Below are 15,570 nucleotides of genomic sequence, written 5' to 3' on the forward strand. Positions count from 1 at the left end.
GCTTTGCGCATTGACGGGCGCGACGGGCACGTGATTGACCTGTTGCGCCCACCTGCTTGTCGGTCGCGTTCCACCTGCCGGGCACACGATGGACGCCGAGGGACACGCGTGCCCTTCGGTCGCGCATCCGCTCCAGTCCAGGTTTCACACAGAAAGGCACGGCGCCCTTTTCTCGATCGTATGATCCGCATCATGCGCCCCCTCGTATCGGCTTGCCACATCCGCCGTACACGTGACGGGCCTGCGCTCACGACAACGTCGAAGGTTGTTGTAGGGAAAGAAAATTATAATAGCGCGGCCCATTCACTTTCGGATCGGCCGCATGATGTGTCCCTCTCATGCCGCGCAAGAGCATTGGGCGCCCTGACCTTCTGGCATCAGACCCCTGCTCCGCTCAAGCCGATCCATCGTTTTCAGCCATGCATACTCAGTTCCGCTTTTCCTCCGCGGCTTTCGTGCTTGCGCTAGCGAGCGCACTGTCTGCGTGCTCGACGCCGAAGCCGCTTTACCAGCAAGAACAGTTCGACGCAGGCGATAGCCCCTATATGCACAAGTTCGGCGCGAAGGCGGAACCCGCTTGTGAAGCCGCCCGCCGTGCGTTGCTCAGCCAGGGATATATCGCCAGTTCGACGAGGCCCGATTCGGTCGATGGATCGAAAAATTTCCAGCCCACCAGCGATTCGCACGCAGTGATTGAAATCCACGTGGTCTGCACAACCGACGACCCCAAAAGCACCAGCAGTACGGCGTACGTGAACGCGGTGCAGGATCGCTATGCGCTGAAGAAGAGCAACACGTCGGCGAGCGTCGGACTAAGCGTATTCGGATCGCTGTCGCTGCCGATCGGCTCGAGCGATGACTCGATGGTGAAGGTTGCGAGCGAGACGATTCCTGCTGGCGTTTTCTATCAGCGTTTCTTCGCGCTAGTCGATCACTACCTGAAGGCAGACTCCGCCCAGCCTGCCGCTGTTGCTACCGCTGCGGCGCCGAAGGAGGCGCTGCCATCAATGAACGACGCCGTGCCGACGATCGGAGCAGCCCAGACAGGTAGTGATCCGGAGAAGGCGACGAGCGGCAAGTAAGCGTCGACGGTATCGCGCGCTCGAACCTGTGCTCGAGCCGCGTTTCGTCCGCTCACTTTCCCGCCTTGCATCCAGCGACGAAGATGCGAACAACCTGACGTGCGATGTCGCCGCGTTCGGACGCGCGGGGCGCCGTTTCGTGGCGCAAAGCAGCCGCATATGGATCCCGCGCAGCATCGGGTGCAGGAATTGCCTGGTCGCGAGAACCACGTCATCGAACTGCAGCGTCCCGTTGGGCCACCGCCGCGCGCAGATAGTCCGAAAACGGGCTCCGTACTGCGCAGTCTGCCCTGTTTGTCGATGCGCTTTGATCAGAAGCAAGCCGTGCATTTCGCACCATATCCCGGCGGTATGCCGACGTCCTATGGGCGGAGCCTCACCTTCTCGAGCGCGCTCGGGACGGATTCGCCTCGAGCACGCAGTCGCTCAGCTGGGCAGTCCACGGTAACGCGCCATTGTTCACGACCACCAGTTTGCAAGCGGATGACTTATCAATTGAGTTCCTTAATTATGTAAAATATAGGATTCCAATCTATATTTCCGCACAGAAAGCAAATCACCAGAGTCTCGACTGAGGCGACATCGAAATCGGAGAGTCGCTCTTCCCCGTCAGAAAACACCTCAGCTGTCGCTCGGCTTCCATGACCTCATGCAGTCGCGCGCTTGCGAGCTGGGCGTCATAGAGCGAAAGCAGGGTTTCGAAATCACTGATGACATCAGACGCAATTCGCCATTTACCGGTCTCATGCGCGTACGCCAAGGTGTTCTCAACGGCATATTCGGCGATCTTGAACTGCTCGGGCGGCAGATTTCCATAACCGGCGCGCTGCAGGTACCAGCTCAGGTACACCGCATGCATGAGCTCGTTGATCAGGTGGCTATTGCCATGGCCGTCACGACAAGCAGCCAGTGCAAGATGACACGATAGCGAGCGTTTACTGGCAGAGGACCGGTCCATCGGCAACAGAAGCGTTTTCGTCAGAGGCTTGCGGGCTTGGCCACCGCGAGACTTGCTTTGCCTGGAGGACATTTTTGACGTTATGGCTGGGGAAGCGAGAAATTATAGCGAACCTCTGTCCGCGATTGTCCATAGTCGACCGAGCCTGTGTGAAAACGCAAAAGTACTCGGTTTTCCGGTGTCGCTTTACCCTTCCCGAGTTGCTGGCAGCCCGATACGACGCGATCTGAAGGGTCGATTTTTTCGAACGACGCATTCGGCGTGCGTTTTCACACAGCCTCGGCCACAAACCGCCGTTCACATGCGTCGTGGCTCGGACGTTCAAGTGTCGGCTACACCCCGTAACCGGCCAACCAATCGTAAAGGATGAACGCTCGGTCATCGGCCTGAGCTGACGTTCAGACGTCGCGGTTTGTGAGGCCGCTTCAGATCCCTTTCCTGTCGTTCGGATCTGAGCAACCGCGAATGTCTCGTTCAGTGTGAGCGAATGCGTACTCTCGACCCTGAACAGCCTCTCAACGCGCATGCGCGAATGGCCGTTGTCCGATGGATGCTGTTAAAAAAGTCGGCGACGGTCTACATAGCGAGGTTTTCATGGGTCGCTTTGCCCTTAACCGAGGCCCGCGAACGGCTTGTAGGCCGATCTGAGAGGTTGATTTTCTGGCCTGCGGTGCGCTAACCAACTGCCGAGACTTTTTCAACAGCATCCGATGCAAACTTGGCGTTGGTTTTTCGATTATTTCGCGTTCGTCGAGACGCGCTCCAGGTTCATACAGAAAACGCGGAAGTCGAGTTCCTTATCTGCCGCCACAAGAGAATCAGTTCTTGTCGGGCACCCAACTACGTCTCGAACTCCCCACATTTGCTAGGAATCACGAACCACAGTGGATTGTCGCGCAGTTACCGGTGGACACTAGGCGCAAAGGCACGCCGATTTCCGAGCGCCCTGGTCGAAGAAGGGCGGCCGGTTTAGAAGTACCTAGTTTGGAAAATCGAATGGCACTTGTTGCTCCGGGACTGCGCCCCCACCAAGCAATACGGTTGGTTCCTGGCCATGTCTAATCAAGATGAGATCAAACTCTTCATCAAAGTCCGTGAGACTCGAGCCTTTCACGTTGGGCGCGAGCGTAACCACGTGGGAGACGCAATAGCAATCGGCAGGCGTTCCACAACTGTGAGAGCTTGGTGATGCTGGCTTTATAGCCGCGATCTTATGCTGGGACAGTAAGCCAAATCGTAGTGGCGGTTTTAGACCCAACGTGACATAGTCCATCAGCTTCAACGTGAGGAGGCTAAGAAAGCGATTCAGGGCATAACTGAACGTTGGTACCTCTTCCCTAATCACCCACAAGACGCGTACGGTTGAACCAACTCCCATTGTTAGGAACTTAATTAGTTCCGGTCTAAGAATGTTGCGAGCGAGAGCTAACCGAGTTGACGGGTCCCACTCTATCCACAATTCGCTAACGACACGCTCGTATGAGTGGTGCCAATACCTCAGTGTTCCGACGGCCTTGTCTTGATCCGGACGCCAAGCATGTGACCGTCGTGCAAAGTCCTCGGCCAAAATTGCATCTTGCATGAAACCTTTGGGCTGGAATTGCTTAGTGCCCAAAAACGACTCAATCTTGTCGTACAAGTCACGTCCGAAGTAACCCGTCGTGGCACGCTGAAAGTCTTGCATAGCACCATCACCGGAACCCGATATCAGGATATTTGTGGGTATGCTACCGTGTAGGCTCGAGAGAAAGTTTGACGGACGCATGTTATCGTCCCCGCGCCAAAACGTCGGTCCAATATATCCTGTCCACGTCCCGTTGCCTGAAGTGACCTCAGTCCCAAGGCCAACGCAGCTCACAACCGCTGCAAACTCTTCGTCGATCCAATCCGCACTGGGCCATCCGGAGCCGGATGTGGCCGAAACGCGGGTTAAGTTCGATCTGTCCAATTTCGTCAAATCAGACATCGGCTGTCCCTTGCTACGCTTCGCGCTTGTTCGAGCCGCGGAAGCATCATCAATCGTCAATTCGTCTGCGTCGTGGCTATAGAGGATTCTCATCCTACCTTTGCCATACGCTACTGCCCTGCCTGCACGTATGGCAGCAGAGTACAAAGCATCTTCATTCGCATTGAGCCAAACCAGTGCTAGTTCAAATCCAGACAGGCGACTGGGAGCCAACGGTAAAGACACGCTAGGTCTTGACGAGTGCGGATTCGGAATCGGTAGCTTGCCGAGATGCCAATGGTCATGAGGCCAATCGTACTCGGTAGGGTCGACCGTCCGCCAGTAGCAGTCTCGCAAGGTCCCAAAGGGTTCAGTGTCCCGTTCGACTACTGTTACGTGCGCTCCGCGTTCTGCCGCCGAGAGCGCTAACGCGACGCCAGCAACCCCCGCTCCTAAAACTAGGAGGCTTCGAGCGCGTTCATCCGTTACCTCCACGTCAACTATCCCCGCCGAAAGCAATGCGTCACACATTAAAGCCGCGCGCAATAACTGATCGCGCACACTTCCCGTGCGGACTCTCGTGAGATCAAAACACCTCGGAGTGATCTGATGAAGGCCTAGTACCTGAGACGCTCTTGACATTATTATTTTCCGGTTTGTCACTGAGACCGGCCCGATGCGCTTCGAATGAGGCTTGTCTTGCCTCTCAGAGCGCACTCAAACAGTCGCTAACGAGTGAAGCACGGTATGTCGACGTTAGTCAGAAAAGATACGCGAAAGGCTCAATGGCCTTTGCTGTGCTCGACGTTCGCGTCGTTTTCAGTGGCGCGAGGCGGTCGACCTTGGCGAGGGCCACGGCTAAGGGCCGAACCCGACTGCGAAGGCTTAACCGCGGCAGCAGCATCGGCATCGGCATCGGCATCGGCATCGGCATCGGCAGCCGCAGCCGCAGCCGCAGCCGCAGCCTCCTGGGCTTTCCTCAACTTCTCACTGTCAGTATTTACCCAAACTAGGCCTGCAGACTCAAGCATGGGCTGTAGAGCCTCAATATTCATCCGTTCAGTGCTCCGGCGGGGCGCGTCGGTCAATTCTTCGGACGCAGGAGCAGGAGGGGAATTTTTTTTCGCCCAATCGACAGCATCCTGAAACGTCCGGAGACGAACCTTAGCCGCCGTCTCCAGATCATCGTTATCTGCCATGCCTAGGCCGATACGGAGGTCTCGAAGCCCTTTGTCTCGAGCCCAGCGTGCAAAGTCTGGCCCACCGGCATCTGCACCATCCGAAAACAAGTTCCATCTTTGAGACGGATTCAGAAGCAGCAGCCCACCCACGCTCGGCCTCTTGGTTCGGCGGATACTGAGCTTTTCCGTGAGGAGATCGAGTGCAGACTGGAGAACATCGGGGCGCGGCACAAGAGCTATAAGTAAACCTTCACTCTCGATCCATTTGACGCCCCGCTCGAACTCGAATGCCGTCATCTTCATTTGGAAACTCTCCGTTGCGCCGCTTCCTTGGCCGGTGATGAAACGTCAGATTGCGGCAGCGCGGAAGTCGTCTTTTCACGATGTAAAAAGTGACCTCAATCAGTCATTCTACACTCACCGTATTAGGGAGGCGATGCCCCTGGGCAGTTGTCTGTAATCGTTTAAAACGCAAACCCGATCGACCGAGTTGTTCCAGCGCGTGTCCAGTGTAACGTCATGATGCGGTCAATGATCGTACACCACATGTACCTCTGCCATCTGCTGTGTCGTTCATGTTAAGGCCCAAGTATCACGACCCAAAATTGCGACTGTCGCATGCTCTGCAAGATCCGTATGACGTTAACGATGGGCTCCTGTCGTTAATTATTGTCCGATGCGAGCGAGATGTAGATGGTCTGCAGATCCCGCGCCCCAACGGCGATATTGATTTTGGGGAAGCGCTGGGTTAAAGCATGCGGCAAGGCGAATCGATATCAGTCCGGTATCCGCGGAAGGCCATACCGCTATCGTGAATTTGCACAGTCGAAACTTCGGTGTCCGATTTCGGATGGAGAACGGCCACGTGAATGAAAGTCACGAGTGCCTGTTGTTGGCCGACTGTACTCATCCAGCCTCTTGCCTCGTGAGCTGCCGGTCGGGAAAGTTCACTCAGGCCGGTGGCCGCTTTGTGGCGTCGACGCTCAGTGAGTGCACCCGGCCATAAGCAGTCCGTGGCTCATTGCGGAAGCTACACTTCCGAGTGTCCGGTGCTCTTCATATAGGAGCCATTTGCGGAGATTCGCGTTGCGACAGCGCCCGGCCAAATGCGTGCACACACGGCGCACCGACAGCCACCTGTCACCTGTCCGCCGCCGTGCGGCACGTATCGTCCGGACGAAGACGTTGCCGCGCGCCCATTGTCAGAACTTCAAGATCGACGCTATCCATCGTCAGCGCTCTGCGGATGATGGCTCACTCGCAGCTTCGAGTTCCTGCGCTGCCGCTGCCGCCGCTTGAATCGCGCTGCGCCATTCGACGTCATCCTGGGGTTCGAACGCAAGTCCGACCGCCAGCGAAGAATCGGCGCGATCCGCCAGTAACGCCGACACCGCGACGATACCGATCCGCTACGCACTAAGATATCCCGGCAACGCACCGGTATTGCCGGCGTCGCGCGCAGTGCCGGCGGGGCCGAGTATCCACGCGGTGCGCAGCGCATGCTCATAGCTCACCGCAGCGGGCACCGGCAACCCGGCGCTGGCGACAACCGTAAGCCCATCACGCGGCGATGGTGGCGCTGGCAGGCGCGCGAGCAGCGCAAACCGGGCGCCGACACGACTGGCGAGACACCCGGGATCTGGTCTCGACGGTACCGCCTGCGCGACCACGACCGCCTCGTCGCCGTCAGCCACCAGCAATTGCGTCGCCCTGCCGGTGCGTTCGCAGAGCGACTGCAGGATCGGCAGCGCATGTGCGAGCCCCGGCAGGCCGCCCACATACGCTGCCGCAATGCGTGAGGCCGCGGGCCCTGGCGTCAGCGCGCCGTTCGTATCGTCGACGAGAAACCCATATTCGACCAGTACTCGCACCAGCCGCGCCACTGAGTTGCGCGGCGCGCCGACATATGCGACCAGTTCCGAGTTTCTGATGCGCGGACGGCCGCCTGAAAACGCCTGCATGATGGCCAGTCCGCGTTCAAGCGCCGGCACTGAATAGCGAGACGATCCGGCCTTGTTCGCCGCCCTTTTACCACTAACCTTTCTTTGCAAGATCATATAAATCGTGTGCGCCGCGCGCATATCTTTTTGGGGCTGATCCGGACCAGCGATGAAAGGCGCGTGCGAACGCTTTTTCGGAGGTGTAGCCGACGCTTTCAGCAATCTCGATCAGCTTGCGTTTGCTGTTGGTCAGTTCGCAGCTCGCCAAGTACATTCGATACGCGGTCAGATGGCCGATCGGCGTCTGGCCAACCAGTTCGGCAAAGCGAGCGCTGAACCGCGAGCGCGACATGCCCGATGCCGCCGCGAGGCTGGCCACGCTCCATTCCTCGCGCGGACTGCGATGGATCAGCGCCATTGCCTTGCCGATCTGTGGATCAGTCAGTCCCCGCAGCCACCCCGTATGATTTGCTGACGAGAACAGATGTGCGCGCAACAACTGCACAAACAGCACATCCGCGAGCCTGGCTGCTGCAACAGCCCAGCCAGGCTGGCACGACATCGATTCCTGGATGAAACTCTGCAAGGTGCTGGCAAGCCACGGCGCGACCGCTGGATCTTTCGCGCGTACATGGATTAGCGGCGGCAGGACCGAGAACAACGGGCTGCGGAACGTATCGCGATACACAACGATGCCGGTATACAGGTTGCTGAGGTCGCCGCCACCGCCGGCTGAGAATTCGAGCGGTGTGTCGAAGCGCGGACGAATACCTTTGCCGGACATAAGTAGATCGAACGGAACCGGCTTCTCGTCGAGCGACGACGACATAATGTGTTCGTGACCATGCGGCAACAGCACAAAGTCCCCCGGCTCGACGAGGACCGGCGCCTCGCCTGCCACTACGACGTAAAAGGGACAACCAACGCAAGTCCGGAACGGCGCGCCGGCGACTGCGGGCTTGAGGAACGCCCACGGCGCCGTCAGCGTGAAATGTCCGGTGACGACAGCATCCGCCCGCAAATCCGCGAGAACGTCGCTGAGCAAATCCGTCGCCATCGCTTGCCTCCTTTGTATTGCGGCGTTCAGAAGCGTTGTTGAATGCCCATCATCACGCCGAGCTGGTTCTCTCCGGTGCGGACCGTGCCGCCTGCAGAAACCGCTTCGTTGCCAAGCGAGCTATTCAGCATGTAACCCACTGAAGAATAGACCGTGGTTCGCTTCGACAACAAATAGTTTGCGCGACCTATCAGCAGCGTCGCGTCGGCCTGTCGGCGTTGCAGGTAGCGCAGCGCCTGAGCGTCGAACGACAGCGCCGGCGTGGCGTAGTACGTGGCGCCGGCAAAATAGATGTCCGACTGGCTGTGCGTCGCGGCCGACGTATTGCGCCTGATCCAGCCGGCGCCGAGCTTGGCGGCGCTGAACTTCACGTAGGCGTCGATGATCGTGCGCGTGTCCGTGTACCCGCTATTCGACAAGGGCGCGGAAGCGCCGGTGCCGCCGCGCATCACGTCATACGAGGCCGCCAAGCCGAACTGCGACGCATCGTAGGCAAGCATCGCCGTGTACTGACGGCATGCGACCGGGTCACCCGCCAATTGTCCCGCACAGTTTGTCGCCGACGGCCCAGCCGGCCCAGCGGCGTCGCGCCCGTCGCTATAGGTTCCGCCTAGCGTGAAACCATTGAACTTGCCGAGATAGCCGACCGCGTTATCGCTGCGCGCATTCGGCAGATAGCTGTCGAAGCTTGCCATCGAATGGATCGACGGCCCGATCACGTCCGCGTTGAACAACACGTACATCGACATGTTTATCTGCCGGCCCAACGTCAACGCGCCGTATGGCGAACTCACCCCGACATTCGCCGCGCGGCCGAATAGCCGGCCACCGTAGTTAAGCGCACCGTTGTTCAATGCAAAACCGTTCTCAAGCACGAAAAAGGTCTTGAAGCCGCCCCCCAAATCTTCGACGCCCCTGATGCCGAAACGCGACGGCACCTCGCCGGTCAGCGATGGCATGCCGACTACCGAGCCGCCTGCTGCCGCGTTGTTGTAATACTGAATACCGGTATCGACGATCCCGTACAGCGTGACGCTGCTTTGGGCGTAAGCAAATCCCGTTGCCGCGAATAACAAAGCGGCGGTCACTTTCTTTTTCATCCAGATCCCCAGGTATTATATGTAGTACAGAGTAAATTGGAGCGAAACATCAGGTTTGACTAACCATATTTCTGCATCTACTAAAAGCGGCGCAGATGCAAGTCGAAGCCAGAGTGGTGGATTACCGGTTCTTGGCGCCGGCTAGAATCCATTGGACGATCGCTTGCGCTTCGTTGTGGTCGATGTGGTTCGGCGGCATCGGCACACTGCCCCATACGCCCGCACTGCCGTTCTCAACGTGTTGCACGAGTTGATCGAATGCGCCTTGATGGCCCGCGTATCTGGCCGCGACGTCGCGATACGCGGGACCGACCAGCTTTCTGTCGATTGCATGGCAGCCAAAGCACGCATGCTGGCTCGCGAGCTGCTGCGCACGGGCTGGTTCGATAGTTTGTTGCGCAAGCGCAAGCGCTGGCGCGGCAATGCACGAGACGATCAGGGGAAGAGCAAACGGGTTGATTCGGACCATGTGGCTTTCCAAAGTGGCAATCAGGATTAAACTTGCGGCGCTCAGGCGAGCGCCTGCGATAGCGGCATCGAACGAAGCCGCGTACCGCTCGCGCGGAACAGGGCGTCGGCGACAGCCGGAGCAACCGGAGGGAGCGAGACCTCACCGCAGCCCTGAGGCGCGCGGTCGCTATCGACAATCACGACGTCGATCTTCGGCATCTCGGACAGGTAAAGCAGCGGGTAGTCGGAGAAATTGCCTTGCACCACCGCGCGCTCCGCGAAAGTAATCTCGCTCTTGAACGTGTTGGTCAGCGCGAAGCCAATCCCCCCTTCGATCATCTCGCGGATCAGCAGCGGATTGATCGCCCGGCCGCAATCGACGCCGCACACAATCCGCTCCAGCTTCGCGCGGCCATCGATGAGCCGCAATTCGGCGATCGTCGCAACATAGGTGGTAAAAGCGCCGCCGCGTCCCGTGTACAGACAGTAGCCGACGCCACGTGAGAGTCCCGCCGGCGCTTTGCCGAACCAGTTCGCTTTAGCCGCGGTCTGGTCGAGGACGTTCAGCGCGAGTGGATCGTTGCGTAATAGCGCGCGCCGGTAGCGCAGGGGGTCGATACTCGCTGCATGCGCCAGTTCGTTGATAAAGCTTTCGAGGAAGAACACGCTCGACGTGCTGCCTACGCTGCGCATGAAGCTGACCGGAATTGGCTGGGGTAGCGCAACCGAATCGACAAGCAGATTCGGCACGACGTAGGAGAGGTCGTAGATGCCATCGAGCATCGTTTCGTCCCAGCCGCCCGCCTTCTTGAAGAAATCAGGCTTGATCGACGCGTACAGCGACTGACCAACGACTCGCGCGTGCAGGGCGAGCGGCAAGCCGTCTTTGCCAAGCACCGCGCGGAAGCGCGCGGACACGCCAGGGCGATAGAAGCCGTGCCGGATGTCGTCCTCGCGCGAGCGGATCACCTTGACCGGACGCTTCACCGCGTGCGAAGCCACCGCGGCATGCACGACAAAGTCCGGCAAATACTTGCGCCCGAAACTGCCGCCAAGGAACGTGGTGTTGACGATCACTTTGTCCGCCGGCACCTTAAAGATCGCGGCCAAAGTCCCACGCACCTTGTCCTGCCCCTGGATTGGCCCCCACACCTCGATGTCGTGTTCGCGCACATGAACGGTTGCGTTCACGGGCTCCATCGTCGCGTGAACGATGTACGGTGTGTGATAGTCCGCCTGGACCGTCGCATGGCCGGCCGCGAAAATCGGCTCCGGCTGGCCCGTCTTCGTGGCCACAACCGCGTCGCCGGACTGCAGCGCGCCTTTGCGCTGTGCGAGGATCGTTGCGCTGTCGAAAGCGCCCGCCTGGCCCGGGTCCCATTGCACGTCGGCGGCGTCGCAAGCTTTCTTGGCCTGCCAGTAAGATTGGGCGACCACGATGACCGCATCCTTTGCGACCACCACTTCGATTACGCCCGGCAGCGCGCGCACCTCGTCCAGGTTGCCGACGCCCAGCGGCCTGCCGCCGAGCGTCGGCGCCATCTTCAGCGCACCAATCAGCATGTCCGGCACCTGCACGTCGATGCCAAATACCGCGCTGCCATCCACCTTCGCTGGTACGTCGAGTTTGTGTAGTGACTGCCCGATCAGCGAATGCGCGGACTCAGGCTTAAGGCGGGGATGCGGATTCAGCGCGATTCGGGCGGCGTCGGCCACGAGTTCGCCGTAACTGAGCGTGTGTCCGGTTTGCAGATGCACGACGCGTCCGCTGCGCGTCACGCATTGCGTCGCGCGCACACCGAAGCGTAGGGCGCCAGCCTGCAGAAATGCTTCGCGCGCCTGCGCGCCGGCGATACGCAAACGGGTGTAAAACATCGTGACCGACATCGAGGCGCCAACGAACTGCTGCGGTGCTTCGTTCGCGGCGGCAATCCGGTAAGCGTCGCGCCCAGTGACGAACTCAACCGACACCTGCCGCCAGTCTGCATCCATTTCGTCGGCCAGCACTTGCGGCAGCCCCGTGTAGACGCCCTGTCCGACCTCGGCCTGTGACAGTCCAATCACGGTGCGCCCGTCCGGATCGATGCGCACCCAGTCGTTGATCTCGTGAAAACGCTCTCCGCTGTCGGCCGCGTATAGGACGTCGCTGGCGCTCAGAGGCAGCACCAGGCTACCGGCGATTGCGAGCCCGGTTCTCAGGAAGTCACGGCGCGACGTGCCGGTCCGGTTGGCGCCATTGCCTCCAACAACGTTACCGGGCCGCGACATGGATCGCCTCGCGGATGCGCTGGTAGGTTGCACAGCGGCACAAATTGGTAATGGCCGAGTCGATCTGCGCGTCCGTCGGTTTGGCGTTGTGCGCGAGCAACGCGGCGGTCGCCATCACCATGCCAGACTGGCAGTAGCCGCACTGTGGCACGTCTTTCTGGATCCACGCCTGCTGAACCGGGTGCGAGCGGTCGTGCGACAGGCCCTCGATCGTGGTGACCGACTTCCCAGCAACACTTGACACCGGCAGCACGCACGAACGCGTGGCCTCGCCGTCCAGATGGACCGTACATGCGCCGCACGCGCCGATTCCGCAACCGTATTTGGTCCCGCTCAGTTTGGCCGCATCCCGGATGACCCACAGCAAGGGCGTGTCCGGGTCGCCATCGAAATCAAACGGTTGCGCGTTCAAGGTGAATCGCATCTCTTGTCTCCCACGTTTTGCCTCCCGGGCGCTCATCCGATGGATGGCTTGGGGGCGATAGGGAGATTCTTGGTGGCACAAAATTCCACGCCAATGACCTTGGCTCTCAAAAAAGTTGCCGATCGTCCACGGTTATAGATCAGACGAAACAGCGCAACCCGAAGGCCGGCAGAGAGAGAGAGCGGAAGGCAGACGCCGGAGTTGATGGCCGGCCGCTAGCGGGCGGTGTTCACAGCGGGCAACTGCTTCCGCGTGCTAGTGCCCACTGAGACTTGGTTATCGAAAACGACTCTGGCAAAACACGCTCATGCCCGCGCGACCGTCGCGTTGGCTAGATAGAGCCCACGCAGGCTTCCCAAATGTCCGCCTTACAGCCATTCGCTGACGGCCGCGAGTCGGAGCGTCGGATGTCTCTTTAGGGTCGGGAGTGTGAGTTCGTGAACGCAGGAAGCTGCCATCGGACTGCTCGATGCCGCCACCGTCAGCAATCCATGACATTGCTGACATAGAACCCAGTCCACCCGAATGACGGCAAAGGCCGAGTTGCTCACACTGAGCATCCGGCAGGTTCCGAAGTGAACCCGCCATCGGAATGACGGCTTCGTGTGTTGCGCGAACGACAACACTTGGCCGGTTGCACCCGCTGAGTTACGACGCCATAAAGCGGCCACTGGCCCGGGCGAATCGTTCCGACCGGCGGCTTACGGTGCGGGAGGCTGAAGGCGTACAGTCGGCCAGTATGAGACATTCGACGGCCACGACCAGATTGCCAACAATCGTTGGCATATAGGTGCAGCCAAACATTAGCGTAAGCCATCGGCCACCATTACTGCGCGAGCATCAGGTTCAGGTTCTGAACCGCAGCGCCGGCTGCGCCTTTGCCGAGATTATCGAAAACCGCGGATAGCAGAACGTGCCCGTGTTCCATGTTAGGAAACACGCTTAAGCGCATATCGTCCGTACCGTTCAGTACTTGCGGATCCAGCTGCTTTAAGACGCACGATTCGTGCAGCGGCAAGACATGTACGTGGGCCGCCTCGGCATAGTGGCGTGCGAGGCACGCGTGTAACGTGGCGCCGTCTACGTAGGGTGCCAGCAGCCGCACATCCAAGGGCACCGTCAGCACGATGCCCTGACGGAACGCACCATACGCAGGGACGAAAATCGGACGCTGCGCGAGTCCGGCGTGCTGCTGGATCTCCGGGGTGTGCTTGTGCGCGAGCTCCAGACCATATACCTGGTACGACGGTGCGTTGACAGCACCCGGCCCCTCGTGTTCTTCGACGCCGACACGCCCGCGTCCGGAGTAACCAGACACCGCGTAAATGCTGACCGGGTAGTTGCCTGGTATGAGCCCGGCGTGCAGCAGGGGACGCAGCAAGCCAATTGCACCGGTCGGATAGCAACCTGGATTGGTGACCCGACGTGCGTCCGCAATGCGCTCAGCCTGTCCCAGAGTCATTTCCGGAAAGCCGTATGTCCAGTCCGGCTGTGTGCGATGGGCGGAACTTGCGTCGATTACTCTGACGGCAGGATTAACAATGGCGTCCACCGCCTCGCGCGCGGCGCCATCGGGCAGGCAGAGGATGGCGATGTCACAGGCGTTGATGGCTTCGGCGCGACGCTTGGAATCCTTGCGTTCCGCCGCGGGAAGCGTGACAAGTTTCAGATCGGTCCGGTCGCGAAGCCGTTCGTGAATTTGCAACCCGGTGGTGCCTTGGTCGCCGTCGATGAAAACAAGGGGAGAGCTCATGCGCGGACTACTCCGGTGACTGGTAACAAGTGGAACGAGCCTGTTATCTTCCGCGCACCGCTAGAATAGCGAAAGTTGAATTTCATAACGTGGATATTCAGTTTTTCTGAATCTGGACGCCGACATGCGAGAGATCAGCCTGGACCGCTTGCGCACCCTGGTCGCTATTGCCGACCGTGGCTCATTCGCCGACGCGGCGCGTGCGTTGCATCTGGCGCCACCAACGGTCAGCCTCCACATCGCTGAACTGGAAGAGCGCATCGGGGCTCCGCTCCTGTCGCGCAAGCGTGGACATGTTCGGCCGTCGGCAACAGGCGAGTTGTTGGTCGAGCGCGCGCGTCGACTGCTGGCCGACGCGGAACAGGCGTTAGACGATGTTCACCGCCAGGTTCAAGGGCTTGTCGGACGCGTTCGGCTCGGAGCATCGACCGGCGCGATTGCGCACCTGTTGCCTCAAGCGCTCGAAGTGCTGCGTGAGCACCATCCCGCTATCGATATTCAGATCGCGGTACTCACCTCGCATGAAACGCTAACCCGATTGGCGGATGGGACGCTGGATGTTGGACTGGTCGCACTGCCTCAGCCTCCGGCGGCTGGACTCGTGATAAAGCCTTGGCGCCGCGACCCCGTGATGGCCTTTGTGCCGGCGCATTGGCGGTGTCCGGCTCGCATTACGCCTGAATGGCTCGCCGCTCAACCTCTCATTCTTAATGATGCGACCACGCGTCTCTCGCGTCTGACTGCGGAGTGGTTTGCGACCGGAGGGCACCATCCCGCGCCGCGCATTCAGCTCAACTACAACGATGCGATCAAGAGTCTGGTAGCGGCAGGATATGGCGCGGCGCTGTTGCCTCATGAGGCCACTACGCCATTACCCGACAGGCGCATTGTCATGCGTCCGCTGCGTCCGGCGTTGTGGCGTCGGCTCGGCATTGCGCATCGTGCGGGGCATGTCGAGCGTTCCACGCAACATGTACTCGATGCGTTGTGGGATCTGCGATTGGCGTAGGAATTTGCCATTTGTCGCTTCGGTTCGTTCTCGCGATGGGACAGTAGCCTATTGCACGCCACGACGAACGAATGGCCGGTTTGTAGAAATTTGACAGACCGAATTGGGTCGCGTGCTGCCGATCGTAGTCGTGCAAGGCCGAGGTAAGTATGCGCATTGCGTGACGCGGCGCGCGGCCAATTTGATCCGCTCAGACAGGCGTTCCGACCGTTCGTTGCTGGCCCGAACGAGCCAATCATGCGTTAAAAAACCGGTCATCCAACTGCGACATGGGGCCATAACACGTTAGCACACCAGACTACCGTTCGATGTCGATGAGTATCCCCTCGCATCGCCCGCCAAAACACAGGCTGCAACTGGCGGAACTCCGTTCGGCCTCCAAGGGGTCTATGCTTGATTAGCG

The 15,570-nt window shown here is 59.6% G+C and carries 11 protein-coding genes and 1 pseudogene; 2 read left to right on the top strand and 10 right to left on the bottom strand.

From position 1 onward, the window contains the following. Positions 1-419 precede the first annotated feature (419 nt). Positions 420-1,028, top strand: a pseudogene (locus tag HHL24_RS34680) (DUF2242 domain-containing protein); the annotation flags it as partial. Between the two features lie 610 nt (positions 1,029-1,638). Here the strand turns inward: HHL24_RS34680 and HHL24_RS34685 are convergent. The 10 genes from HHL24_RS34685 to argC form a co-directional block, all read right to left on the bottom strand. Continuing rightward, positions 1,639-2,112, bottom strand: coding sequence for a hypothetical protein (locus HHL24_RS34685; protein ID WP_230417684.1), 474 nt, complete (start codon positions 2,110-2,112; stop codon positions 1,639-1,641). Positions 2,113-3,019: 907 nt separating this feature from the next. After that, positions 3,020-4,627 carry an NAD(P)-binding protein gene (locus HHL24_RS45175; protein ID WP_407947541.1) on the bottom strand — a complete coding sequence of 536 codons (1,608 nt, stop codon included), beginning with the start codon at positions 4,625-4,627 and terminating at the stop codon, positions 3,020-3,022. A 140-nt stretch (positions 4,628-4,767) separates the two neighbouring features. Continuing rightward, on the bottom strand, positions 4,768-5,469 hold the full coding sequence (locus HHL24_RS44870; protein ID WP_329606786.1) for a hypothetical protein: 702 nt from the start codon (positions 5,467-5,469) through the stop codon (positions 4,768-4,770). A gap of 1,106 nt (positions 5,470-6,575) precedes the next feature. Next, entirely contained in the window at positions 6,576-7,247 is a 672-nt protein-coding gene (locus tag HHL24_RS34695) for a helix-turn-helix domain-containing protein (RefSeq protein ID WP_329606787.1), read from the bottom strand. Beyond that, on the bottom strand, positions 7,201-8,163 hold the full coding sequence (locus HHL24_RS34700) for an AraC family transcriptional regulator (RefSeq protein ID WP_169489795.1): 963 nt from the start codon (positions 8,161-8,163) through the stop codon (positions 7,201-7,203). Before HHL24_RS34700 ends, HHL24_RS34695 begins: the two co-directional genes overlap by 47 nt. 26 nt (positions 8,164-8,189) lie before the next feature. After that, positions 8,190-9,263, bottom strand: a complete 1,074-nt coding sequence (locus HHL24_RS34705; RefSeq protein WP_169489796.1) for a porin — start codon at positions 9,261-9,263, stop codon at positions 8,190-8,192. Between the two features lie 121 nt (positions 9,264-9,384). Then, complete coding sequence (locus HHL24_RS34710; RefSeq protein ID WP_169489797.1) at positions 9,385-9,732, bottom strand: c-type cytochrome; 348 nt, start codon at positions 9,730-9,732, stop codon at positions 9,385-9,387. A 41-nt stretch (positions 9,733-9,773) separates the two neighbouring features. Next, positions 9,774-11,981, bottom strand: coding sequence for a xanthine dehydrogenase family protein molybdopterin-binding subunit (locus HHL24_RS34715; protein WP_169489798.1), 2,208 nt, complete (start codon positions 11,979-11,981; stop codon positions 9,774-9,776). Continuing rightward, positions 11,965-12,405 carry a (2Fe-2S)-binding protein gene (locus HHL24_RS34720; protein WP_169489799.1) on the bottom strand — a complete coding sequence of 147 codons (441 nt, stop codon included), beginning with the start codon at positions 12,403-12,405 and terminating at the stop codon, positions 11,965-11,967. Before HHL24_RS34720 ends, HHL24_RS34715 begins: the two co-directional genes overlap by 17 nt. A gap of 826 nt (positions 12,406-13,231) precedes the next feature. Further along, positions 13,232-14,158, bottom strand: a complete 927-nt coding sequence (argC, locus tag HHL24_RS34725; RefSeq protein WP_169489800.1) for an N-acetyl-gamma-glutamyl-phosphate reductase — start codon at positions 14,156-14,158, stop codon at positions 13,232-13,234. Between the two features lie 124 nt (positions 14,159-14,282). On the opposite strand from argC, the gene HHL24_RS34730 reads away from it, so the two are divergent. Beyond that, on the top strand, positions 14,283-15,167 hold the full coding sequence (locus tag HHL24_RS34730; RefSeq protein WP_169489801.1) for a LysR family transcriptional regulator: 885 nt from the start codon (positions 14,283-14,285) through the stop codon (positions 15,165-15,167). Positions 15,168-15,570: the final 403 nt, after the last annotated feature.

Origin of the sequence: Paraburkholderia polaris, from assembly GCF_012927345.1 — a bacterium.
GTDB classification, from domain to species: domain Bacteria; phylum Pseudomonadota; class Gammaproteobacteria; order Burkholderiales; family Burkholderiaceae; genus Paraburkholderia; species Paraburkholderia polaris.